Annotated in this window: 19 protein-coding genes and 1 pseudogene; 8 read left to right on the plus strand and 12 right to left on the minus strand. The window is 66.1% G+C overall.

The genetic code is table 11. The features are described from left to right. Positions 1 to 73: 73 nt before the first annotated feature. Positions 74 to 1,108 (minus strand): C45 family peptidase, encoded by a 1,035-nt coding sequence (locus N5C88_RS20765; RefSeq protein ID WP_280016143.1) that lies wholly within the window; start codon positions 1,106 to 1,108, stop codon positions 74 to 76. 167 nt (positions 1,109 to 1,275) lie between these two features. Between N5C88_RS20765 and glnH the strand changes: the two genes are divergently transcribed. The 3 genes from glnH to glnQ all read left to right on the plus strand — a co-directional run bounded on the left by glnH (position 1,276) and on the right by glnQ (position 3,553). Next, positions 1,276 to 2,028: a glutamine ABC transporter substrate-binding protein GlnH gene (glnH, locus tag N5C88_RS20770; protein ID WP_054454063.1), complete on the plus strand. Its 753-nt coding sequence runs from the start codon at positions 1,276 to 1,278 to the stop codon at positions 2,026 to 2,028. A 143-nt stretch (positions 2,029 to 2,171) separates the two neighbouring features. Then, positions 2,172 to 2,828 carry a glutamine ABC transporter permease GlnP gene (glnP, locus tag N5C88_RS20775; RefSeq protein ID WP_054454065.1) on the plus strand — a complete coding sequence of 219 codons (657 nt, stop codon included), beginning with the start codon at positions 2,172 to 2,174 and terminating at the stop codon, positions 2,826 to 2,828. After that, a complete protein-coding gene (glnQ, locus tag N5C88_RS20780; protein WP_059375777.1) occupies positions 2,825 to 3,553 on the plus strand; it encodes a glutamine ABC transporter ATP-binding protein GlnQ in 729 nt (242 codons plus the stop codon). The genes glnP and glnQ overlap by 4 nt, the downstream gene beginning before the upstream one ends. Before the next feature lie 47 nt (positions 3,554 to 3,600). On the opposite strand, the gene N5C88_RS20785 is transcribed toward glnQ, so the two are convergent. The 5 genes from N5C88_RS20785 to N5C88_RS20805 all read right to left on the minus strand — a co-directional run bounded on the left by N5C88_RS20785 (position 3,601) and on the right by N5C88_RS20805 (position 8,521). Continuing rightward, on the minus strand, positions 3,601 to 5,898 hold the full coding sequence (locus N5C88_RS20785; RefSeq protein WP_054454071.1) for a bifunctional (p)ppGpp synthetase/guanosine-3',5'-bis(diphosphate) 3'-pyrophosphohydrolase: 2,298 nt from the start codon (positions 5,896 to 5,898) through the stop codon (positions 3,601 to 3,603). A 21-nt stretch (positions 5,899 to 5,919) separates the two neighbouring features. Next, positions 5,920 to 6,123, minus strand: a complete 204-nt coding sequence (gene rpoZ, locus N5C88_RS20790) for a DNA-directed RNA polymerase subunit omega (protein WP_006219679.1) — start codon at positions 6,121 to 6,123, stop codon at positions 5,920 to 5,922. A 44-nt stretch (positions 6,124 to 6,167) separates the two neighbouring features. After that, a complete protein-coding gene (gene gmk / locus N5C88_RS20795) occupies positions 6,168 to 6,800 on the minus strand; it encodes a guanylate kinase (RefSeq protein ID WP_082400970.1) in 633 nt (210 codons plus the stop codon). Positions 6,801 to 6,902: 102 nt separating this feature from the next. Then, positions 6,903 to 7,820, minus strand: coding sequence for a c-type cytochrome (locus tag N5C88_RS20800; RefSeq protein ID WP_059375780.1), 918 nt, complete (start codon positions 7,818 to 7,820; stop codon positions 6,903 to 6,905). Then, positions 7,817 to 8,521: a c-type cytochrome gene (locus N5C88_RS20805; protein WP_059375787.1), complete on the minus strand. Its 705-nt coding sequence runs from the start codon at positions 8,519 to 8,521 to the stop codon at positions 7,817 to 7,819. Before N5C88_RS20805 ends, N5C88_RS20800 begins: the two co-directional genes overlap by 4 nt. Positions 8,522 to 8,854: 333 nt before the next feature. Here N5C88_RS20805 and N5C88_RS20810 point away from each other — a divergent pair, with 333 nt between their 5' ends. Further along, positions 8,855 to 9,625, plus strand: coding sequence for an SDR family oxidoreductase (locus N5C88_RS20810; protein WP_059375790.1), 771 nt, complete (start codon positions 8,855 to 8,857; stop codon positions 9,623 to 9,625). Positions 9,626 to 9,727: 102 nt separating this feature from the next. Here N5C88_RS20810 and N5C88_RS20815 read toward each other — a convergent pair whose 3' ends face one another. Further along, on the minus strand, positions 9,728 to 10,327 hold the full coding sequence (locus N5C88_RS20815) for a C40 family peptidase (protein ID WP_059375793.1): 600 nt from the start codon (positions 10,325 to 10,327) through the stop codon (positions 9,728 to 9,730). 312 nt (positions 10,328 to 10,639) lie between these two features. On the opposite strand from N5C88_RS20815, the gene N5C88_RS20820 reads away from it, so the two are divergent. Beyond that, the gene (locus tag N5C88_RS20820; RefSeq protein WP_280016171.1) at positions 10,640 to 12,136 is read left to right on the plus strand and encodes an AMP nucleosidase; all 1,497 of its coding nucleotides are present in this window, start codon (positions 10,640 to 10,642) and stop codon (positions 12,134 to 12,136) included. Between the two features lie 182 nt (positions 12,137 to 12,318). After that, positions 12,319 to 13,833, plus strand: a complete 1,515-nt coding sequence (locus N5C88_RS20825) for an amino acid permease (protein ID WP_133304578.1) — start codon at positions 12,319 to 12,321, stop codon at positions 13,831 to 13,833. A gap of 78 nt (positions 13,834 to 13,911) precedes the next feature. Here N5C88_RS20825 and N5C88_RS20830 read toward each other — a convergent pair whose 3' ends face one another. Further along, positions 13,912 to 14,274, minus strand: a complete 363-nt coding sequence (locus tag N5C88_RS20830) for an addiction module antidote protein (protein ID WP_347881406.1) — start codon at positions 14,272 to 14,274, stop codon at positions 13,912 to 13,914. 24 nt (positions 14,275 to 14,298) lie between these two features. Then, on the minus strand, positions 14,299 to 15,231 hold the full coding sequence (locus N5C88_RS20835; protein ID WP_059376168.1) for a YicC/YloC family endoribonuclease: 933 nt from the start codon (positions 15,229 to 15,231) through the stop codon (positions 14,299 to 14,301). 180 nt (positions 15,232 to 15,411) lie between these two features. Here N5C88_RS20835 and rph point away from each other — a divergent pair, with 180 nt between their 5' ends. Beyond that, complete coding sequence (rph, locus tag N5C88_RS20840; RefSeq protein ID WP_054454085.1) at positions 15,412 to 16,146, plus strand: ribonuclease PH; 735 nt, start codon at positions 15,412 to 15,414, stop codon at positions 16,144 to 16,146. Between the two features lie 65 nt (positions 16,147 to 16,211). On the opposite strand, the gene N5C88_RS20845 is transcribed toward rph, so the two are convergent. Both N5C88_RS20845 and N5C88_RS20850 read right to left on the minus strand, forming a co-directional pair. Beyond that, on the minus strand, positions 16,212 to 17,588 hold the full coding sequence (locus tag N5C88_RS20845; protein WP_280016144.1) for an MmgE/PrpD family protein: 1,377 nt from the start codon (positions 17,586 to 17,588) through the stop codon (positions 16,212 to 16,214). A 16-nt stretch (positions 17,589 to 17,604) separates the two neighbouring features. Continuing rightward, on the minus strand, positions 17,605 to 18,765 hold the full coding sequence (locus N5C88_RS20850; RefSeq protein WP_059375802.1) for an acyl-CoA dehydrogenase family protein: 1,161 nt from the start codon (positions 18,763 to 18,765) through the stop codon (positions 17,605 to 17,607). Positions 18,766 to 18,977: 212 nt separating this feature from the next. Here N5C88_RS20850 and N5C88_RS20855 point away from each other — a divergent pair. After that, positions 18,978 to 20,411: pseudogene (locus N5C88_RS20855) on the plus strand (methyl-accepting chemotaxis protein); the annotation flags it as partial. A gap of 150 nt (positions 20,412 to 20,561) precedes the next feature. Here N5C88_RS20855 and N5C88_RS20860 read toward each other — a convergent pair. Then, the gene (locus tag N5C88_RS20860) at positions 20,562 to 22,415 is read right to left on the minus strand and encodes an EAL domain-containing protein (protein ID WP_251879977.1); all 1,854 of its coding nucleotides are present in this window, start codon (positions 22,413 to 22,415) and stop codon (positions 20,562 to 20,564) included. Positions 22,416 to 22,507 lie beyond the last annotated feature (92 nt).

Below are 22,507 nucleotides of genomic sequence, written 5' to 3' on the forward strand. Positions count from 1 at the left end.
TCCGTCCGCACGGAAACAAAACGGCCGCGTCAGTGATGACGCGGCCGTTTTGTTGATGGGTCACGCGGCTATCTCACTCCGCATCCGACATGACGTCCAGCGCGATCTCCGCCTTGGCCTTCCGGTCGTATACCCGCAAGGTCACTTCGCTTTCCCCAATTTCAAAGACGGCCGTCGCCAGCGTGTTTTCGTCGTCCGGATCGTCCGGCGAGGTTCGCAGTATCGGCAGCTCGCCTTCGGTGTTATGCAAGGCGGCGAGCAGATCGGCGCTGGCGGTGGCGCTGGACCAGCCGTCCACGATGCCTTCGATGCGGTTTTGCCGTGCCCGCGACGAGTCGGTGACGATCTGCGCGATGCCCCCCATGTCGGCATGCACCATGTGATTGGCATGGCCGTAGCGCGTGCCGATTTCCAGGATGGAAACCTCGCCTGGCGCCACTTCCGCGCTGAGCAGGCGGGCGTCGCCGGCCGCGCCCAGCGTGTGGTGAAAGCCCCCGGAATGCGGCAGGTCGCGCATCAGGGCGAGCGCCTGGTCCAGCGTCGTGCAGTCGAGCACGGCGCGCGCCATCAGCATGCGCGGCACCCCCGGATGGCGCTGCCGGATGCGCAGGTTGTTGATGGTCTGCACCAGTCCGGCGCGATTGGCGCCGAAGGTATGGCCGGGCAGGGAGCCGGGATAGTAGAAGCTGAGGTAGCCGGGCGCGTCGTCCAGCGCCACGTCGACCAGATGGCAGCGCCCGCGCAGGTAGGGATCGCCGTCCTCGTTGTGCGCGATCCAGCGTGTGCCGTCGGCCGCTTTCAGCGCGACGGAGGTGCAGCCGTCGGTGGTGCTGTGCAGCAGGTCGCCGCGGCAGTTCCACAGCAGCACGTCCTCGATGGGCATGTGCAAGCCCTCGGCCATGCCTTCCAATTCTTCCCAGATCGCCGGCAGCGCGGTTTGCGCCTGCTGCGCCAACTCGTCCAGGAAGGCGTGGCCGCGCCATGGCCGCAGCGCGTCCCAGGTGCGGCTTTGGTCCAGGTAGGTCGCCATCAGGGGCCGCGCCAGCTTGCCCAGCGCGAGGCCGGTCTGACGCCGGTTTCCGGCAATGCGTACATGTTTGTAGGCCATGGGAATCCTCCGGGTGTCATGCGGATTGTAAATTTTCCGGCCGCTGCCGGGTGGGGACGTATGCGTTAAGATCGGCGGTAAGCCGTGCCGGAGACCCCGGCGCAGCCCAGGAATCATGCCCCTACAACAACCCCGGGGTGCCGACTGGTCCCCAAGAGGAGAGTTTCATGATCAAACGCAAAGTCGCCGCCGCACTGGTCGGCCTGTCCGTGGCCATGTTCGGCGCTGTCTCAGGCGCGCATGCCCAAGGCAAGGAATTGGTGGTGGCCACCGATACCGCTTTCGTGCCGTTCGAGTTCAAGCAGGGTAATACCTATGTGGGCTTCGACGTGGATCTGTGGGCGGCCATCGCCAAGGAACTCAACCTCAAGTACAAGCTGCAGCCGATGGACTTCGCGGGCATCATCCCGGGCCTGCAGACCAAGAACATCGATGCGGCGTTGGCCGGCATCACGATCCGCGATGACCGCAAGAAGGTCATCGACTTCTCCGATCCCTATTACGAAAGCGGCCTGGCCATCCTGGTCGGCGAAAAGAATACGGACATCAAGGACGCCAAGTCCCTGGCCGGCAAGACCGTCGCGGTCAAGACCGGCACCGCCACCGTGGACTTCCTGAAGGCGCAGGTGCCGGACGCGAAGCTCAAGCTGTTCCCCAACATCGACAACGCCTATCTGGAACTGGCCACCGGCCGCGTGGACGCCGCGGTGCACGATACGCCCAATGTCCAGTACTACGCCAATACCGCAGGCAAGGGACGCGTGAAGGTGGTCGGCTCGGTCAAGAGCGGCGACTTCTACGGCATCGCCTTCCCCAAGGGCAGCGATCTGGTGCCGCAGGTTAACAAGGCGCTGGCCACGCTGAAGGCCAACGGCCAGTACGACGCCATCTATACCAAGTGGTTCGGCAAGAAGCCCTGAGCATCCGGGTCCGCATTGCATTCCGGGACCGCCCGGCATCGGCCCGCACTGGCTGATGCCGGACGCTACGCCGCAGTCGGGCGCAGGGTCCCGCGCCGCTCCCGCCGCGCTACGGCGCGGCGCCGCGCCATAGGGGGAATATCGTGGAGTTTGACTGGACTGTAATCAGGGACGCGCTACCCAATCTGCTCGAGGGTACGCTGATGACCATCAAGATCACGTTCTGGGGCTTGTTTGGCGGCTTTCTGCTGGGCGCGCTGTCCGGCGTGACACGGGCTTACGGGCATCCCATCCTGTCGGCCATCGCACAGGTCTACGTCGCGGTCATCCGCGGCACGCCCATCGTTGTGCAGGTGATGTTCATCTATTTCGCCTTGCCGCTGCTGGCGAACATCCGGGTGGACGCGGAGTGGGCGGCGATCGTCACGCTCATCATCAATTCCGGCGCCTACATTTCCGAGATCGTGCGCGGCGCGCTGTTGTCCGTGCACAAGGGCCTGAAGGAAGCCGGACAGGCCATGGGGCTGCCGTTCCACAAGATCCTCTTCCACATCATCGGGCCGGTGGCGTTCCGCCGCATGATTCCGCCGCTGGGCAACCAGTGCATCATCAGCCTCAAGGATTCCTCGCTCTTCATCGTGATCGGCGTGGCCGAGCTGACGCGGCAGGGCCAGGAAATCATGGCCAGCAACTTCCGCGCCGTCGAGATCTGGTCGGCGGTGGCGATCGTCTACCTGATCCTGACCGGCCTGATGGCGCTGGGCCTGCATCTGATTGAAAGAAGGATGCGCATACTATGAGCATGGTTGAATTCCACAACGTCACCAAGAACTTCGGCGAGTCCATGGTGCTCAACGGCATTTCGTTGAACATCGACGCGGGTGAGGTCGTGGTGGTGGTCGGCCCGTCGGGCTCCGGCAAATCCACCTTCCTGCGCTGCATCAACGTGCTGGAAACCATCAATGGCGGCGACTTGCTGGTGGACGGACTGAGCGTGAACGGCGGGGCCGCGCAAGTGCGCGAGATCCGGCGCGAGGCGGGCATGGTGTTCCAGCAATTCAATCTGTTCCCGCAGATGACCGCGCTGGAAAACGTCATGTTCGGCCCGATCCACACGCGCGGCCAGAGCCGCGCCGAGGCGCGCGAACTGGCCGAAAGCCTGCTGGCCAAGGTCGGCTTGGCCGAGCGCATGAACCACTATCCGTCCGAGCTTTCAGGCGGCCAGCAGCAGCGTGTGGCGATCGCGCGGGCGCTGGCCATCAAACCCAAGCTGATGCTGTTCGACGAGCCGACCTCGGCGCTGGATCCGGAGCTGCGTCACGAAGTGCTCAAGGTCATGCGCGACCTGGCCGAAGAGGGCATGACCATGGTGGTGGTCACGCATGAAATGGAGTTCGCGCGCAAGGTGGGCAGCCGCCTGATCTTCATCGACGCCGGCAAGATCGCCCATGACGGTCCGCCGGGCGAATTGCTCAGCAATCCGCCCAGCCAGCGGCTCAAGGATTTTCTGCAGCACGTGACCTGAGGTGCGCAGTGCAGGGCTGGCGTTTCAGCCCTGCACTGAAGAACGGCTCAACCCTTCACGCGCACGATCTTCTGCACTTGCGGCACGTGGCGGATGGCGCGGATGACTTGCGCCAGGTGCTTGCGGCTGTCGACCTGGATCGTCAGATGCAGCGACACCGTAGCGACCGCGTCGTCGTGCATGGTGACGTGCACGATGTTGGCGTCGGCCGCCGTGACCTCCGCCGCCAGCCGCCCCAATACCCCGCGCTCGTTTCGCGTGACGATGTCCAGGCGCGTGGCCAGGTGCTTGGCGGTGTTGTTGGGATCCCAGGCGACGTTGATCCAGCGTTCCGGCTCGCGCAGGCGCTGGCGCATGGCCACCGGGCAATCGGCGGTATGCACCACCAGCCCGTGTCCCATGCGCATGCCGGCGATGATGGGGTCGCCTGGCAGCGGACCGCAGCAAGGCGCCAATTGCACCGCCTGGCCCTCATTGCCCTGGATCAGGATGGGGGCGCTGCGCGCCGAGGTCAGCTCGTCCACCGCCGCGGCCGTGGTCGCGACCAGTTGGTGTTCGGGCGCGAAGCGGCGCGCCACCACGGCGGCCAGGCGCTTGCCCAGGCCGATGTCGGCCAGGATTTCCTCGCGCGAGCTGGCGCCGGTGCTGCGCGCCAGCTTCTGCCAGGCCGGGTCGTCGGTGGCGGGCAGGGGCATGTGCAGCTCCTGCAGCGCCTGTCCCAGCAGGCGTTCGCCAAAGGCCACGGACTCTTCGTACTTGACGGTGCGCAGGTAGTGGCGGATTTCAGAGCGGGCGCGGCCAGTGCGTACATAGTTGAGCCACTGCGCGTTCGGACGGGAAGCGGGGGAGGTGACGATTTCCACCGTGTCGCCGCTGTTGAGTTCGGTGCGCAACGGCACGAATTCGCCGTTGACCTTGGCGGCCACCGCCTGGTTGCCGATGTCGGTGTGGATCGCGTAGGCGAAGTCCACCGGCGTGGCGCCGCGGGGCAGCGAGATGATCTTGCCGCGCGGTGTGAACACATAGACCGCGTCGGGGAACAGATCGACCTTGACGTGCTCCAGGAATTCGCCGGAATCGCCGGTCTGGCTCTGGATGTCCAGCAGCGACTGCAGCCACTGGTGGGTGCGCTTCTGCAGGTCGTTGAGGGTGAGGTCCGCGCCCTTGTAGAGCCAGTGCGAGGCCACGCCTTCTTCCGCCACATGATGCATGTCGCGGGTACGGAACTGGAACTCCACCGGCGTGCCGTAGGGGCCGACCAGGGTCGTGTGCAGGGACTGGTAGCCGTTCACCTTGGGGATGGCGATGTAGTCCTTGAACTTGCCGGGTACGGGCCGGTAGAGCTGGTGCAGCGTGCCCAGCGCCAGGTAGCACTCGGGCAGGGTGTGCACGATGACGCGAAAGCCGTAGATGTCCAGGACGTCGGAGAACGACTTCTTCTGGTCGACCATCTTGCGGTAGATGCCGTAGAGCGTCTTCTCGCGGCCGGTGACTTCGGCTTCGATGCCTGCGGCGGGCAGCGAGGCCCGCACCGAATCGGCGATCTTGGTGATGACCTCGCGGCGGTTGCCGCGCGCGGCCAGCACCGCCTTGTACAGCACCTGGTAGCGGTTCGGGTACATGGCCGCGAAGCACAGGTCCTGCAATTCGCGGAACAGCAGGTTCAGGCCCAGGCGATGGGCGATCGGCGCGTAGATGTCCAGGGTTTCGCGTGCGATGCGCCGGCGCTTTTCCGGATTGACCGCATCCAGCGTGCGCATGTTGTGCAGGCGGTCGGCCAGCTTGATGAGGATGACGCGCACGTCGCGCGCCATCGCCAGCAGCATCTTGCGGAAACTCTCGGCCTGCTGTTCGGCCTTGGTGGCGAAGTCCAGGCGGTCGAGCTTGGACAGGCCGTCGACCAGTTCGGCGACTTCAGGGCCGAATTTCTCGGCCAATTCGTGCTTGGCGATGCCCTGGTCTTCCATCACGTCGTGCAGCAGGGCGGCTGACAACGCGTTGACGTCGAGCTTCCAGCCTGCGCAGATTTCCGTGACGGCGATGGGGTGAGAGATGTAGGGCGAACCGCTGGCGCGGAACTGGCCCAGATGCGCCTGGTCCGCGAAGCGATAGGCCTCGCGCACGCGCTCTACGTCTTTCTTGTCGAGATAGCTGCCGATGATTTCGGTCAGCGGCGCCAGCGAAGCGACCGGCGAGGCGGTCGCGTCCGCCGCTTCTTGCGCGGCGACGGACGGTGGCGTGGGGGGAGTCTTGTCTTTCTTGCCCGTGCGGCGCCCGAGACGGGAGCCGGCACGCAGTGCGGCAAGCAGACCTGATGAAGCGTACTTCAGCCCGGGAAAAGCCATGCTTGCCGCCCCCGGAAACGATCAGGTGGGTACTTTACGCAGCATTTCCACGCCGGTGAGGCCGCCCGCGATTTCGCGCAGGGCAGTGACCGTGGGCTTGTCTTTGCTGTCCAGGCGCGGGGCATGGCCTTGCGCCAACTCGCGGGCGCGGTACGTTGCGGCCAGCGTGAGCTTGAAACGATTGGGGATTTGATTCAGACAGTCTTCGACGGTAATGCGAGCCATTAGGACACCTGGTGCTGATGGAGGATGGGGAGAATGCGTTCGGCTCAGTGCTCGGCCGGGATGCCCAGCTGCGAGAACAACTGGCTGTGGCGGGCGGCCTGAGACGAAAAGCGCAGCCGTGCGGCGCTGACTATTTGAGTCAATTCCGACAAGGCCACGCTAAATTCTTGATTAATAATAACATATTCGCATTCAGGCGCGTGGGCGATTTCGCCGCCAGCGGCCATCAGGCGACGCGCGATCACCTGGGGCGCATCCTGGCCGCGCGCCTTGAGCCGGCTTTCGAGTTCGTCAATGGACGGCGGCAGCACGAACACGCCGATCGCGCCGGGGAAGCGCTGCTTCACCTGGCGCGCGCCTTGCCAGTCGATCTCCAGCAGCACGTCGCGGCCGGCGCGGGTGGCTTCGTCGATGCGGTCTCGTGGCGTGCCGTAGAAATTGCCGTGCACTTCCGCCCATTCCAGCAGGTTGTTGCCTTCGCGCAGGAGCTTGAACTCGTCCGTGGACACGAAGCGGTACTCGCGGCCGTCTTCCTCGCCGGGGCGGGGCGCGCGGGTGGTGCAAGAGATGGAGAGCAGGATGGAGGGGTCTTGCTGAAGCAAGGCCTTGACCAGGCTGGACTTGCCGGCGCCGCTGGGCGCGACGACCATGAAGACGTTTCCGGGATTGGCGGACATGAATGTGGCGGGCGTGTGATGCTAAGACACGAAGAATAACAAATCACGCGGCCGGGCAGGGGGGAACCCGCAAGCCGGCCACGTGATTTGCGCCTTCCGGACTTAGCCGCCAGCCTTGGCGGCGGCCTGGGTCAGCTTGCCGCCGGCTGGCGGCGAGTCGCTGCCCAGCAGATGGCCGTTGACCTCGATACCGTATAGCGAATCGTCGGAGTCGTGGTACTTGGCCCGGGTCGCGGCCACAGACTCCGTGTAGCGCGGATCCTGCGGACGTTCGTGCGCGTTCATGAAGTAGGCCACGTCCCAGGCTTCCTGGTCGCTCAGCATGCCCGCCTGTCCGAGTGGCATGTTGGCCTTGATGAAGCCGGCGGCATTGCCGATCTGGTGCATGCCCGCGCCCCAGTTGAAGGAGTCCGCGCCCCACAGGGCGGGGAACACCCAGTGCTTGCCGTTCTTCTGGCCCTGGCCTTCGGCCCCGTGACAGACCGCGCAATACTGCGCGTAGACCTCGCTGCCGCGCAGGTAGTCCGCCTTCTTGGCGGGCGCGGGCAGCTTGCGATAGCCCTGGCCTTCCAGCACCACGCCGGTCGGCGCCTTGCTGGCCAGCCAGAACATGTAGGTCTGCAGCGCGGTCAGGGTGGGATCGTCCGCGGCGGGCGCCTTGCCGTTCATGCTGAAGCGGAAGCACCCTTGCAGGCGTTCGGCCAGGGTGTTGACGTGGCCGTTCTTGGCGCGATAGGCGGGGTAGAGCACGTAGGCCGCCCACATCGGCGCGGAGTCCGGCCGGCGGCCGGCGTCCAGGTGGCAACTGACGCAGTTCAGGTTGTTGCCGACGAACTTGGCGGCCTTTTGGGGCGTGTGCAGGAAGATCTGCTCGCCTTCGCGTACGGCTTTGCCGAAATCGTTGTCGGGAATGGACGCGGCCGACGGCGGCGTGAAGGACGGGCGGGGTTCGGCCGCAAACGCGGCGGCGGATGCGAACAGACAGGCGGCGGACAGCAGGCGCAGGCTGATGGGGGTCATTGCTGGGCTCCCGCGGCGGTGTTGGCTTGCGCGGCAAGCTGGTCGGCGGCCTTGGGCAGGCCTGCGTAATAGGCGGACACGGCGTCGATCTCGGCGCTGGAGAGGCGCGTGGCCACGGCCGGCATCAGGCCCAGCGGACCTGGCGGGCGCTGGCCTTGCTGCCAGGCGCGCAGTTGGCCGGCGATGTAGGCGGCGGGCTGGCCCGCCAAGGCGGGGAAATTCGCGCCTACGCCGATGCCGCCCGGCCCGTGGCACTGGTTGCAGGCCGGCACGTTCTTGTCCCAGGCGCCGCGCGTAGCCAGCCAGGCGCCAGTATCGGCCGGATTGGCCGGATGCATGGCGGTCGCGGCCAGTTTGTCGATGTCCTGCGCGGAGGGCAGGGAGGCGTAGTATTGCGCGACGGCCTTGCGCTGCGCCGGGTCCAGCGCCTTGGCGGTGGCGGCCATGACCGGGCTGACGCGCGAGCCATTGGCCATGGCTTCGAGCTGTTCTTCGAGGTAGGCGCTGCCCATGCCGGCGAGTTGCGGGAAGCCGGCAGCCGGGTTGCCTTCGCCACGGGCGCCGTGGCAGGTGATACAGGCGGGCGCGCCGTTGGCGCCCTGGGTGCTGATCTGCTTGCCGTCGGGCGCGCTTTGCGCACCGGCCGAGGCGGCGTGCAGCGCGCTCAGGATCAGTGCGGCGGATAGGGACCGTGGGGTCATAGAACCTGCTCCGTGGGTGTTATTGGATTTCTGGTAATAAGCTAATTGCCAGGAATTATATAAAGACTTGTGACGGATCAACACGGAATTGTCGACCCTATGGCATGCGTTGCGCGGTTTTTTTCTGCGAGAAAAAGCGGCGCGGGCGCGGATCCGCCGGTCGCGATCGCTTCAGGAAAAACGCGTCTTCCGGCGCGTTCGGCAGTTCGGCCATGCCGGGTAATTTTTGCTTGCGTGTGACGCGTTCGAATGTGTCACGGCTGGAACCTTCGCTTGCAGCATGGCCAGAATGATTGGGGTAGCATTCCGCCGATCGATAACAAGGAGAATCCGATGCAAGCGAACGAGATCGAACACCCGCGCGTGGCGCTGGTCACCGGCGCCGGTACCGGCATAGGCCGCGCGGTGGCGCTGGAATTCCTGGCGCAAGGTTATCGGGTCGTGCTGGCCGGCCGCCGCCGCGAACCGCTGGAAGCCACCCGCACCGCGGCCGGCGAGGACGGCGTGAGGGCGCTGGTGGTGCCCACGGATGTATCCGACGAGCAGGCCGTGCGTGAACTCTTCGACAGCGCGCAGCGTGAGTATGGCCGGCTGGATGTGCTGTTCAACAATGCCGGCCGCGGCGCGCCCGCGATGCCGATCGAAGAATTGCCCGTGTCGGTCTGGCGTGACGTGGTCGACACCAATCTGACCGGCATGTTCCTGTGCGCGCAAGCCGCCATCCGCGTGATGAAGGCGCAGAATCCGCGCGGCGGACGCATCATCAACAACGGTTCGATCTCGGCGCATGCGCCGCGTCCGTTCTCCATTGCCTACACCGCCACCAAGCACGCGGTGACCGGGCTGACCAAGTCGATTTCGCTGGACTGCCGGCCCTACAACATTGCTTGCGGCCAGATCGATATCGGCAATGCCGCCACCGACATGACCGAGCGCATGGCCGCAGGCATCCTGCAGGCCGACGGCAGCACCAAGGTGGAGCCGCGCATGGACGTGGCGCACGTGGCGCAGGCGGTGGCCGCCATGGCACGCCTGCCGCTGGAGGCCAACGTGCAGTTCATGACCATCATGGCGACCAATATGCCCTTCGTGGGCCGGGGCTGAAACGCAGCAAGCCTGCGGCGGCGCGTCCTGGATGGACTGGCCGCGGCAGGCTGTGGTGCCACCCCCCGGGGCGCGCCGGCAGCGCCGCCCCGATCATTTCCGTCAGCGGGCGGAAGCCTGGGCCAGCATCTGGCCCGGTTGCATATCCAGATAGCGCCGGGCGCCGACGTAGCGCTTGTTCCAGTACGAATTCTTCATTTCATCCACACGCACCTTGGTGCCGCGGCGCGGAGCGTGGACAAACTTGTTCTGGCCGATGTAGATGCCGACGTGCGAGGTCACGCCGCGGCCGCGCGTGGCGAAGAACACCAGATCGCCGGGGCGCAATTCCTGCTTGTTGGCGACGGATTCGCCGGCGGTGCGTTGCGCGCGCGCCGTGCGGGGCAACTCCAGGCCGGCGATTTCGCGGAAGACGTGCAGCACAAGTCCGCTGCAATCGAATCCGTCGGCATCGTCGCCGCCCCAGCTATAGGGGGTGCCGATGGCATCCAGGCCGGCTTGCACGACGCGGTCGCGCAGGGTGGGGACGGTGGGTTCCTGCGCCAGGCGCAGGCCGGTGAGCGAGGGGCGGGCCTGCTCGGAGCGGATGGACGCCTGGGCGGCGTCGGGAATCCAGGAGAGAGTCAGGGCGATGATGGGCGCTGACAGGAATACGGGAATGCGGAGTTGGGCAATTCGGGCTTTTCGCGTGGGCGGCGTCATTACGTCACTTCAAGAATCGGAGTGGGCGGCATGGCTTTGCCTGGACAGGCAAGCCGGCGGAAAGGGGCAACACCGGGACGTAAAACCCCGGACTGCCATGTGATTGTAATGGAATAATGTTTCATTACATTTGTAGTGCAATGCAGCATTCTTGTCGGCGGAAGTTACGGCGTGCGCAGCTTCCCGGGCCGTCGAATATGACACTTCATCTTGCGCGGGCTCGGGCATAATCGTCGCAATCGGCCCTGCGGCCCGGCAAGCCGGCAGCGGCCGCGGTTACAGATAAGATGAGAAGCGGAGTAAAGCTCGATGATGAACGCAGTGCACCCTTTGTCTTCCATGAGCCGGCCGGAAGCCTTGCCTTTCGAGCCGTTCCAGGATGCGGTGGCGGCAGTGGAGCGCCTGATCGAAATCTATGGGCGCAATACCGCATTCCTGCGCGCCGCCTTCCGTGAAGTGCTGAAAGGCTCGACCAACGGCCGCGAGCGCGCCCGCGCCTACTACCCGGCCATCCGCATCGTGGTGGAAACCTACGACCCTATCGATACCCGGCTGTCCTACGGCCACGTCGCCGAGCCGGGCATTTACCAGACCACCATCACCCAGCCCGCGCTGTTTCGCGACTACCTGATAGAGCAGGTCAGCCAGCTGCTGCAGAACCACCGCGTGGCGGTCGAAGTCGGCGAGTCCGATTCGCCCATTCCGCTGCATTTCGCCTTCCCGGAGGGCGCCTACGTCGAGGGCGAGCACCTGGAGGCGCTCAAGCGCCCCTTGCGCGACCTGTTCGACGTGCCCGACCTGGCGGTGACGGACGACGCCATCGTCAACGGTTCCTGGCGCGGCAAGGAGGGCGAACCCAAGCCGCTGGCGCCGTTCACGGCCCAGCGCGTGGACTATTCGCTGCACCGGCTGCAGCACTACACCTCGACCGCGCCGGCGCATTTCCAGAATTTCGTGCTGTTCACCAACTACCAGTTCTACGTCGACGAGTTCTGCGCCCGCGCCCGCGCGCTCATGGCCAGCGGCAACGAAGACTACGAAATGCTGGTGGAGCCAGGCAACCGCATTACGCGCCGCGGCGAAAGCGGTCCGGGCGACGAGGACCAGGCGGTCCGCCTGCCGCAGATGCCGGCCTATCACCTGGTGCGCGGCGACCATTCCGGCATCACGCTGGTGAACATCGGCGTGGGACCGTCCAACGCCAAGACCATTACCGACCACATCGCCGTGCTGCGCCCGCACGCCTGGCTGATGCTGGGCCACTGCGCCGGCCTGCGCGATTCGCAGCGCCTGGGCGACTATGTGCTGGCGCACGGCTATGTGCGCGAGGACCACGTGCTGGACGCCGACCTGCCGACCTGGGTGCCGGTTCCGGCGCTGGCCGAGGTGCAGGTGGCGCTGGAGCAGGCGGTCGAAGAGGTGGCGGGGCTGTCGGGTTGGGACCTCAAGCGCATCATGCGCACGGGCACGGTGGCCACCATCGACAACCGCAACTGGGAACTGCGCGATCATCTGGAATTGGTGGAGCGCTTTGCGCAGTCCCGCGCGATCGCGCTGGACATGGAGTCCGCCACCATCGCGGCCAACGGCTTCCGTTTCCGCGTGCCATACGGCACCTTGCTATGCGTGTCGGACAAGCCGCTGCACGGTGAGCTGAAGCTGCCCGGCATGGCCAGCGCCTTCTACCGCCGCCAGGTAAATCAGCATCTGGAAATCGGCATCCGCGCCCTGGAGCGGTTGCGCGACATGCCGCCGGAACGCCTGCATTCGCGCAAGCTGCGCACCTTCATGGAAACAGCGTTTCAATAGGTTCGTCGATCCGTCCCCGAGGCCGCCCGATTTCACCGGATGGGGCCTCTTGCGCTATTCTCGCCGGTTGCTTGGAAATTCCCAGGCACCTGGCGCTGCGCGCGGGTGCCTTCATGACCTGAAGGAAATGCATTTTGGCACCATCGGAACACGATGAACGTCGCTCGGGCGGCACGCGCGAGGTGAAGGCGAACCCGCCTTCGGAACTGCGTCGCACGCTGTCCGCGCGCCACCTGACCATGATTGCGGTGGGCGGGTCCATCGGCACCGGCCTGTTCGTGGCTTCCGGCGCGACCATTGCAAAGGCCGGCCCCGGCGGGGCGCTGCTGGGTTACGTGCTCATCGGCATCATGGTCTATTTCCTGATGACCAGCCTGGGCGAACTGGCCGCCGCCATGCCGGTTTCCGGCTCCTTTTCCACCTACGGCGCGCGTTACGTCGAGGACGGCTTCGGCTTCGCCCTGGGCTGGAACTATTGGTACAACTGGGCCGTAACCGTGGCGGTGGACCTGGTGGCGGCGCAGCTGGTCATGGCCTATTGGTTTCCCGACGTGCCAGGCTTCTATTGGAGCGCCTTGTTCCTGGCGATCACCTTCGGCCTGAATGCCATGTCGGCGCGCGGCTTCGGCGAGGCGGAGTTCTGGTTCGCGCTGATCAAGGTGATCGCGGTGCTGGCTTTCGTGGCCATGGGCGTGATGATGCTGCTGGGCATCATCCGCGGCGGAGAAACCGGCGGCCTGGCCAACTGGACGGTGGGCGATGCGCCGTTCTCGGGCGGCTTCGCCGCGCTGATCGGCGTGGCCATGGTGGTGGGCTTTTCGTTCCAGGGTACCGAGCTGATCGGTATCGCCGCTGGCGAATCCAAGGACCCGGCGCGCAACCTGCCGCGCGCGGTGCGCCAGGTGTTCTGGCGCATCCTGCTGTTCTACGTGGCGGCCATCCTGGTCATCGGCCTTTTGATTCCCTATACCGATCCGCACCTGCTGCGCAACGAGGTCGAGGACATCAGCGTCAGTCCGTTCGCCCTGATATTCGAGCGTGCCGGTCTTCTGGGGGCGGCTTCGGTCATGAACGCGGTGGTGCTGACGTCGGTATTGTCCGCGGGCAACTCCGGCATGTACGCGGCCACGCGCATGCTTTACAGCCTGGCCCGCGAAGGCAAGGCGCCGCGCATCTTCGGCCGCATTTCGCGCAGTGGCGTGCCGCTATGGGCGCTGCTGGCGACCACGGTGGTGGCGGCGCTGTGCTTCTTTACCTTTATTTTCAGCCCCAATGCCGTCTACATCTGGCTGCTGAACACTTCCGGAATGACCGGCTTCATCGCCTGGCTGGGCATCGCCATCAGCCACTACCGCTTTCGCCGCGGCTACGTGAAGCAGGGCCACAATCTGGCCGATCTGCCCTATGTGTCGCCGTTCTTCCCGTTCGGACCGATCTTCGCTTTCGTGCTGTGCCTGATCATCACCCTGGGGCAGAACTACCAGGCGTTCCTGCAGGACAAGATCGATTGGGGCGGCGTGGTCGCCACCTACATCGGGATTCCGCTGTTCCTGCTGATCTGGGCCGGCTACCGGCTGGCGCGCGGCTCGCGTTTCGTGAACTACCGCGACATGCATTTCCCGGATGCGCGGGCGCGTAGCGCTTATCTGGATTCAGCGTTGCGGGGGGAGCCTGCGGCGGGTGAGGCGAGGGGATAGGCGCGCGGGTGATGGGCAGGCCGTCGTGGCGCTGCCCCGTTGCTGGCCGCGCTCAAAGACGCGGCCTGCGCAAGTCTCTCAAGCGTGTTCAATCTCCGCATGCAGTTTGAGTCCCAAGGCGCGGATCACTTTCATGATGGTGCTGAACTCCGGGTTTCCTTTGGCCGATAGGGCCTGATACAGCCCTTCACGGGACAGACCCGTCTCGCGGGCAAGCTGGCTCATGCCGCGTGCCCGGGCGATGTCGCCCAGAGCCGCACGGATCAGACTGCCGTCACCTGGGTCTTCCGCGAGGCAAGCTTCAAAGTACAGCACGGCAGATGTGGACGGTTGTCCGGCCTCTCTCAATTCGAAAACCAGGCGAAAAGCAGCCCTTACGCACTGGATCATCCATCCAGCAGGTAAGGGCTGCTTTTTCTTGCGCCAGGATCCGGCGCCCACTCAGAGGCGCTGCCGCGTATTCCGCTATTCGATGTTCTGCGCCTGTTCCCGCATCTGCTCGATCAGCAGCTTCAGGTCCATGGCGGCGCGGGTGACTTCCATGCTGCCGGCCTTGGAGCCCAGGGTGTTGGCTTCGCGGTTCATTTCCTGGAACAGAAAGTCCAGGCGCTTGCCTGCGCTGCCTGCATTCTTCTTGCCGGAGGCGGGTTTGCCGCCGCCGTCGCCCAGCAGGTGGCGCAGTTCTTCCAGGTGCGAGCGCAGGCGCGACAGTTCTTCGGCCACGTCGATGCGCAGCGCGAACAGGTTGGCTTCCTGGGACAGGCGTTCGGACAGTTCCGCGCCGGAAATGTGGGTGAAGCCGCCGGGGAAAGCGGATTCCACGCTTTCGCGCAGCTTGGAAGCGAGCTTGTCGCGGTGGTCGGCCAGCAGCTGGGGCAGGTGCGCCTGCACCAGTTCGACGATGCGCGCCACGCCGTCGGCGCATTCGCGCATCATGCCGGCCAGGCGTTCGCCTTCGCGTTCGCGGCCTTCCTGCAGTTGGGTCAGAGCCTGCTGGGCGGCCTGCATGCAGGCCGCGCCCCAGACTTGCGGGTCGAGCGCGTCGTTGGCGCGCTGGCCGGGCCAGTTGAATAGTTCCACCAGGCGCGGGGCGGCGATGTCGGGGAGGATGCGGCGCGCGGCTTGCAGCTGTTCGGCCAGGCTTTCGAGCCAGGCCGGTTCCAGCTTGGACAGGTCGGTGTTGGCGTTGCGCGTGTAGGAGACGCGGATTTCGACCTTGCCGCGCGCCAGGTTGGCGGTCAGCAGTTCGCGCAGCGGCGTTTCCACGTGGCGCAGTTCGTCGGGCAGGCGGAAGTAGAGGTCGAGGAAGCGGCTGTTGACGCTGCGGAATTCGAGCGCAAGCGTGCCTTGCTCGAGATCTGCGCGGGCGTTGCCGAAAGCGGTCATGCTGCGAATCATGATGTGCGTGTCCTGGTAATGCTTTTTATTGGGAACCGGCGGGCCTGCGCGCCAGCCGGTTTTCGGCGCGGGCCATTCCATTTGTACCGGTTATATCGCGGCAGGATACTCCAAGCGGCGTTTTCCTGCGGCGCCACCCCGTACAATGCGGCGGATCTAAGCCACGTCTGGAGTCTGCCTGTGACCACTACCCCCGCCATCGCCCGTCCCTCGGGCCGCGCCGTCGACGAATTGCGGCCGTTCAGCCTGGAGCGCGGGTTCACGCGCTACGCCGAAGGTTCGGTGCTGGTGAAGGCCGGCAACACCCATGTGCTGTGCACGGCCAGCGTACTTGAGAAAGTACCGCCTTTTCTGAAGGGCAAGGGGGAAGGCTGGGTAACGGCTGAATACGGCATGTTGCCGCGCGCCACCCACACGCGCGGCGACCGCGAGGCCGCGCGCGGCAAGCAGAGCGGCCGCACGCAGGAAATCCAGCGCCTGATCGGCCGCAGCCTGCGGGCCGTGTTCGACATGAAGGCGCTGGGCGAGCGCACGCTGCACCTGGATTGCGACGTGCTGCAGGCCGACGGCGGCACGCGCTGCGCCAGCATTACCGGCGCCTGGGTGGCGGCGGCCGACGCCGTCGCGTTGCTGATGCAGCGCGGCGACCTGGCCGCGAACCCGATCCGCGATGCGGTCGCGGCGGTGTCCGTCGGCCTGGTGCAGGGCCGCGCGGTGCTGGACCTGGATTACGAGGAAGACTCGGCCTGCGACGCCGACGTGAACGTGATCATGACCGGCAGCGGCGCCTTCGTGGAAGTGCAGGGTACGGGCGAGGGCGCCACCTTCACCCGCGCGGAACTGGACACGATGCTGGTGTTGGCCGAAAGCGGCATCGCCGGCCTGGTGCGGGCGCAGCGCGCGGCGCTGGCCTGATCGGCGCCAAACAAAACGGGTTGGACGCGCACTCCGCGGCCAACCCGCGGCCCCGCCTGCTGGCACTATTTCGGCGCCAGCAGCGTTTCCATTTTTTCCGCCTTTTCCAGGTTCCAGATCGCCGCGATCAGCCCGCGCAGCTCTTGCTCCGTGGCGGCGTCCGCGTAGCGGCCCAGGCTTAGCGTCTTGTCCTCGATTTCCGCCCGGCTCAGGGTGTTGCCCGGATCGCCCTTGGGTTCGTCCACGCGGCCATGCAGCTTGCGGCCGTCGCGCGTGTAGACCGTGACCTTGCCGATCCAGCGCTGCGGGTAGGCGCCATCGACCTCGGGATCTAGCTCCATTTCGACCTTGCCGCGGAACGTGGCCACGCCCGGATCGTCCAGGCCGGCGTCGAACTCGGCCAGGCCTGCGCGGCCTTGGCGGGCGATCAGGGCCAGCACGGTGCCCATCGAGAACTTGGACTGGTGCACCGTCTGCGGATTGACTACCGGGCCCAGCACGTCGATGGCGCCCTGGTGCACGTGGGCCACGACGCGCTCGATGTCGGCCTCGGTCAGATTGTTGTCGCGCAGCGCTTGCTGCAGCGCGTCGGCCGCCGGGTGGGTGTGGCGGCAGGACGCGTGGAACTTGAACGAGGTCTCGGCCAGCGCCCAGCGCTCGCCCAGGCGGTCGCACAAGCGGCTGGGATCGGCGTCGGTGGACATGCCGGCCGCCATGCCCTGCGGGCCTTCCAGGATGTGGCGCGCGCCGGTGAAACCTTCGCGCGCCAGATAGGCGGCGGTGATGCCGTCGGCCGCGGCCTTGGCGGTGTGCAATTGCTTGGAGTCGGCGGCGTCGCGCAGGAACTCCCAGAGGCCCGCGGCCTGCGTGCCGGCCGAGCCCAGCGCGTGCAGCATTTCCTCGGGCGACAGGTTCAGCAGGCGGCCGGTGGTGACGGCGGCGGCCAGCGTGCCGGCGGTGCCAGTGGTGTGGAAGATCTTGTAGTGCGAACGGCCCAGGAATTCACCGACGCGTATGCCCACTTCGTAGCCCGCAACGGAGGCGACCAGCAGGTCGCGGCCCGAGCGGCCCAGCGCCTGGGCCACGGCCAGCGCCGGCGGGAATACCACGGCGGCGGGGTGGAACACGGAACCGTTATGCACGTCGTCCTGCTCGACCACGTGGGCGGCCGCCGCGTTGACCATGGCGGCGAACAGCGGCGTGGTGCGGCGGCGCGTGATCAGGACTTCGCTGGGGCCGTCGGCCGGACCCATGGCGGCGGCATAGCGGTCGATGGCCTGCACCGCGCGGGCCGAAGCGCCCGCCAGAATGGAGGCCAGGCAGTCCAGCAGCAGATCCTCGGCGCGGCGCAGCACCGGGGCTGGAATGTCTTCATAGCGCAGATTGGCGGCAAAGGCCGCGAGTTCGGCGCTCAGGTGCGGGGTGTCTTTGGCAGCGGTCATGGATGTCGGGATCCGGTCAGAAGGAGCGGGGCAGGCCCAGGATGTGTTCGGCCACGTAGGACAGGATCAGGTTGGTCGAGATCGGCGCGACCTGATACAGGCGGGTTTCGCGGAACTTGCGCTCTACATCGTATTCCGTGGCGAAGCCGAAGCCGCCATGGAATTGCAGGCAGGCATTGGCGGCTTCCCAGGATGCGTCGGCGGCCAGCAGCTTGGCCATGTTGGCCTGGGCGCCGCAGGGCTCGTGGGCGTCGAACAGGCGGCAGGCCTCGTAGCGCATCAGGCTGGCGGCTTCGACGTTGATGTGGGCGCGGGCGATGGGGAACTGCACGCCCTGGTTCTGGCCGATGGGGCGGCCGAACACCATGCGCTCCTTGGCGTAGGCGGTGACCTTGTCCACGAACCAGTAGCCGTCGCCAATGCATTCGGCGGCGATCAGGGTGCGTTCGGCGTTCAGACCGTCCAGGATGTACTTGAAGCCCTTGCCTTCCTCGCCGATCAGGTTCTCTTCGGGGATTTCCAGATTGTCGAAGAACAGCTCGTTGGTCTCGTGGTTGACCATGTTGGGGATCGGGCGGATCGACATGCCATGCTTCACCGCGTGATGCAGGTCCACCAGGAAGATGGACATGCCTTCGGACTTGCGCGTGACCTGGTCCAGCGGCGTGGTGCGCGCCAGCAGGATCATCAGGTCCGAGTGCTGCACGCGCGAGATCCAGACCTTCTGGCCGTTGATGACGTAGCGGTCGCCGCGCTTGACCGCGGTGGTCTTGATCTTGGTGGTGTCGGTGCCGGTGGTGGGTTCGGTCACGCCCATGGACTGCAGGCGCAGTTCGCCGGCGGCGATGCGCGGCAGGTACTCGCGCTTCTGGGCCTCGGAGCCGTGGCGCAGCAGCGTGCCCATGTTGTACATCTGGCCGTGGCAGGCGCCGGAGTTGCCGCCGCTGCGGTTGATTTCTTCCATGATGACCGACGCTTCGGTCAGGCCCAGGCCGGAGCCGCCGTATTCCTGCGGAATCAGCGCGGCCAGCCAGCCCGCCTCGGTCAGTGCGCGGACGAAGGCTTCGGGATAGCCGCGTTCTTCATCGACCTTGCGGAAATATTCGGAGGGGAACTGGGCGCAGAGGTCGCGCACGGCTTCGCGGATGTCCTGATAGGCGTGGGAGGCGTTGGGCATGATGCTGTTTTCTATATGGGTGATGGATCGGTACAGCGTTGAATGTGCCGTAAGCGGCCGCCCCTGCCAATTCACAATTGCTTAATACGGGGTTCGGTTTCATGACGGGAGTTTGTCATCCCCGTGCCCGGGTTGTGTCAAGAAATTGCCAAACTGGGTGTCCATAATCCATGCGAACGCCGCCGCTGGCGGCAGGTTTTGTATGGACGGATATGCGGAAAAACATCAGGGTCACGACGGCGTTGTCGGCCATTCTTGCGTTGTTCGTAGTGCTGTTCGCGCTGGCGGCAGCGGCGGGAATCTCGGTGCTGCGGGAAAACCGGACGGATATCGAAGCGCTGGGCCGGGGCAGCATCGAACGGGCCGGCGATCTGGCCGACATGACCAGCCGGCTGTTCCAGGCGCGGGCCGCGCTCACGGATGCCAAGACGGCGATGGAAGGCGGGCTGGAAGAGGCGCGCAACGAGTCGCTGGCGCACGCCGAGGCGCTCTTCAAGCAGGCCGCGGACAGCCTGGGACGCTTGCGCGCCAATCCCGACATCAGCGCCGAGGGCGCGCCGTTGTTCGATGCGGTGCTGGCGGCCTACGCCGCCTTCGCGGACAAGACGCTGGCGCCCATGCATGCGGCGATCAAGGGCTGGAACGGCATCGAGGTGAACCGCCTGGTGGACAAGGTGCTGCCCGCCAGCGGCGCCGCCTACGTCAAGCAGGCTGACGCCTACCAGACCTACGCCCGCGATCAGGGCCAGGCGGCGGTGGCCAGCGCCAGCCTCACGCTGCAGCGGGTAATCGGCGTGGCGGCCGGGGTGCTGGCGCTGGTGCTGTTGCTGGCAGTGCTGATCCGGCTGGCGTTTCGCCGCAGCATCCTGCGGCCGCTGAACGAAGCCGGCGCGCATTTCGACCGCATCGCCGACGGCGATCTCACGGGCGCGATCGCCATGCGCGGCGACAACGAGATCGGCGTCCTGTACAGCGCCATGCGGCGCATGCAGAAGGGCCTGTCGGCGGCCGTGGCTTCGGTGCGCCACGGCGTCGAGGAAATCCATACCGGTTCGGGCGAGATCGCCGCGGGCGGGGCGGACATGTCGGACCGCACCGCGCGCCAGGCCGGCTCGCTGCAGGAAGCCTCGGCCAACATGATGCAGCTGGCGCATACGGTGCAACTGACCGCCGGCAACGCCGACCTGGCCAGCCGCCAGGCACTGGGCGCGACCCAACTGGCGCAACGTGGCGGCGCGGCGGTGGAAGAGGTGGTGCAGAGCATGCAAGGCATCGCCGAGAGCGCCCGCCGCATCGGCGAGATCGTGGGCGTGGTCGACAGCATCGCTTTCCAGACCAACATCCTGGCGCTCAATGCCGCGGTGGAAGCGGCGCGCGCGGGAGAGCAGGGCAAGGGCTTTGCCGTGGTGGCGGGCGAGGTGCGTTCGCTCGCCCAGCGCAGCGCGCAGGCCGCCAAGGAAATCAAGGGGCTGATCGAGGATTCCGCGGCGCGCGTGCAAGCCGGCGTGCGTCAGGTCAGCCTGGCCGGCGACACCATGCGCGACATGGTGCAATCGGTGGACCGGGTCACGCAGATCGTGGCCGAGATCTCCAGCGCGACGGCCGAGCAGGCGGCGGGCATTGCCTCGGTGAACCATGCGGTGGCGGATATCGAACGGTCGACGCAGGAGAACGCCGCCATGGTGGAGCAGACCGCGGCCGCGGCCGCTGCGCTGGAAGCCCAGGCGCAAGGTTTGCGGCGGGCGGTGGCGGTGTTCCAGATCGCCCCGCCGGCCGACGGTGCGGCCGGACAGGATTCAGCTGTCCAGCTGCGGCAGGATGCCGCCGGTGTAGCGCTCGGCCACCAGCGACAGGTTCCCGTGCTTGACCTTGTGCTTGACGTGAGCCGCGGCCGACGCGATGTCCTCAGGGCGGATGCGCTCGCATAACGATGGCGTGACGGTGAGGGCTCCCACGCCCAGCGTCACGAAGGGAAAGAAGCGTGGCACGCCGTAGCGGTCCTCGGCTTCGATCCCGCCGTTGCGGCGGCCTGCTTCGTCGTACAGGTCCATGGCGCGGTCGTTGAACTCCGCGATGATGCGCTGGGCGCGCGCCATCCAGTCGGGGCTGCGCAGCAGCACCACGAAGTCGTCGCCGCCCACATGGCCGACGAAGTCGCGCTGCGGATCGCAGTGGCGCTTGATGACTTCGGCGGTCAGCATGATCATGTCGTCGCCGCGCCAATAGCCGTAGACGTCGTTGAAGGGCTTGAAATTGTTCAGGTCGCCATAGCAGATGGTGAAATCGTCGCCGTCTTCAAGAAGGGTGGCGATGTGCCGGCTGATAGGGATGTTGCCGGGCAGGGACGTCAGCGGATTGGCGTAGCGTGCCGCCTCGATGCGCATTTCGGTGACTGACCGCACCAGCGTTTCGCCGGTGGCCAGGCCGTCGTAGCGGCCCTCGCGGGTAATGATCAGGCCGTCCATCAAGTAGCGCTGGTCTTCGGAGATCAGCACGTGGCTCAACTGGTCGATGGACACGTCCAGATCGACCAGCACCGGTTCGGCGTTCATGAAGGTGGAGCAGGCGTCGCGTCCAAACAGCTCGCGGGTATAGCGCTGTGCGTAATGTTCCGAAAAGTCGCGCCGGTTGATGATGCCGACGGGGCGGTTATCGTCGTCGATCACCGCCACCGCGTGCATTTCCTTGTGTTCGATGAAGAGCCGGTGCACGTCGTCATTGGTGTGTCCGGTCAGCCGCACCGCCGGCGCTTCGACGCGCAGGCTGGCCGCCGTGCCGCCGACGCCGCGCGCCGGCGCCGTGGCGGGCGGGCGCAGGCGCAGCGAATCGCGCAGCGGCGGCGCCAACTCGGTCAGCAGCATTTCTTCCGGCCGGCCCAGCAGCCAGCCTTGCGCGTAGCGGATGTCCAGCTCGCGCACCACGGCCAGGTCCTCGGCTGTCTCGATGCCTTCGGCGACGATGGTGGTGCCCAGATGCTGCGCCACCTTCAGGATGGCGCGCACCATGTTCTGCTTGCGTTCATCCTGGCCGATGCCGGCGAAGAAATAGCGGTCGATCTTGACCAGGTCCGGCTGCATCTCGGCCCAGAGCTGCAGATTGGAGTTGCCCACCCCATAGTCGTCCAGCGCGACACGCATGCCATGCGCCCGCAGGCAGGCAAATGCGCTGGACAGCTCGCCCATGTGTTCGGACAGCGGATCCTGCTCGGTGAGTTCGACGATGATGCTGGAAGGCGCGAGCGAGCAATTCTTGAGCAGGCGCTCGGGCATTTCCTCGCCCCAGAGAGTCCAGTAGTGCAGCAGCGCCGAACCGGACAGGTTCAGGAACAGCATTCCGGCGGCGTCGTGCTGGTGAAAGCCCTGCGCGCCCGCGCGGAAGCTGGCCAGCTCCAGCTGCGGATGCAGGCCCTGGCGGCGGGCCTCGGCGAATAAGGCGTCGGGAAAGTGCAGGGCGGTGTCGACCGGGCCGCGGATCAGGCTTTCATGGCCGTAGATGCGGCTGTGCGAAAGATCGACCACGGGTTGGAAGCGCGGGCGCAGCAGCCGTTCCCGCAGGATGCCAGCCAGGCTCACGTGCGCTGACGCGCCGTCCAGGGAGGCTGAGGGCGCGCGGGCCGCTACCGGCCGGGGCAAAGCGTGAATGGGGTCCATCGCCGGTGCGTTCAGATACTATCAGTGACAAGTTTGATCATGTTGACAACAAAATATGTCCGCGTTGTTTCGCCGACGGCAGGCGCGCCATA

Source organism: Achromobacter sp. GD03932 (assembly GCF_029839485.1).
GTDB classification, from domain to species: Bacteria; Pseudomonadota; Gammaproteobacteria; order Burkholderiales; family Burkholderiaceae_B; genus Achromobacter; species Achromobacter bronchisepticus_A.

Coding starts and splice junctions, on each gene's coding strand:
- N5C88_RS20800 (WP_059375780.1), bottom strand. CDS start 7,820: ATGACCCCCATCAGCCTGCGCCTGCTGTCCGCCGCCTGTCTGTTCGCA.
- N5C88_RS20765 (WP_280016143.1), bottom strand. CDS start 1,108: ATGGCCTACAAACATGTACGCATTGCCGGAAACCGGCGTCAGACCGGC.
- gmk (WP_082400970.1), bottom strand. CDS start 6,800: ATGTCCGCCAATCCCGGAAACGTCTTCATGGTCGTCGCGCCCAGCGGC.
- N5C88_RS20860 (WP_251879977.1), bottom strand. CDS start 22,415: ATGGACCCCATTCACGCTTTGCCCCGGCCGGTAGCGGCCCGCGCGCCC.
- glnH (WP_054454063.1), top strand. CDS start 1,276: ATGATCAAACGCAAAGTCGCCGCCGCACTGGTCGGCCTGTCCGTGGCC.
- N5C88_RS20835 (WP_059376168.1), bottom strand. CDS start 15,231: ATGATTCGCAGCATGACCGCTTTCGGCAACGCCCGCGCAGATCTCGAG.
- N5C88_RS20805 (WP_059375787.1), bottom strand. CDS start 8,521: ATGACCCCACGGTCCCTATCCGCCGCACTGATCCTGAGCGCGCTGCAC.
- rpoZ (WP_006219679.1), bottom strand. CDS start 6,123: ATGGCTCGCATTACCGTCGAAGACTGTCTGAATCAAATCCCCAATCGT.
- N5C88_RS20850 (WP_059375802.1), bottom strand. CDS start 18,765: ATGCCCAACGCCTCCCACGCCTATCAGGACATCCGCGAAGCCGTGCGC.
- N5C88_RS20820 (WP_280016171.1), top strand. CDS start 10,640: ATGAACGCAGTGCACCCTTTGTCTTCCATGAGCCGGCCGGAAGCCTTG.
- N5C88_RS20785 (WP_054454071.1), bottom strand. CDS start 5,898: ATGGCTTTTCCCGGGCTGAAGTACGCTTCATCAGGTCTGCTTGCCGCA.
- glnQ (WP_059375777.1), top strand. CDS start 2,825: ATGAGCATGGTTGAATTCCACAACGTCACCAAGAACTTCGGCGAGTCC.
- N5C88_RS20810 (WP_059375790.1), top strand. CDS start 8,855: ATGCAAGCGAACGAGATCGAACACCCGCGCGTGGCGCTGGTCACCGGC.
- N5C88_RS20815 (WP_059375793.1), bottom strand. CDS start 10,327: ATGACGCCGCCCACGCGAAAAGCCCGAATTGCCCAACTCCGCATTCCC.
- N5C88_RS20845 (WP_280016144.1), bottom strand. CDS start 17,588: ATGACCGCTGCCAAAGACACCCCGCACCTGAGCGCCGAACTCGCGGCC.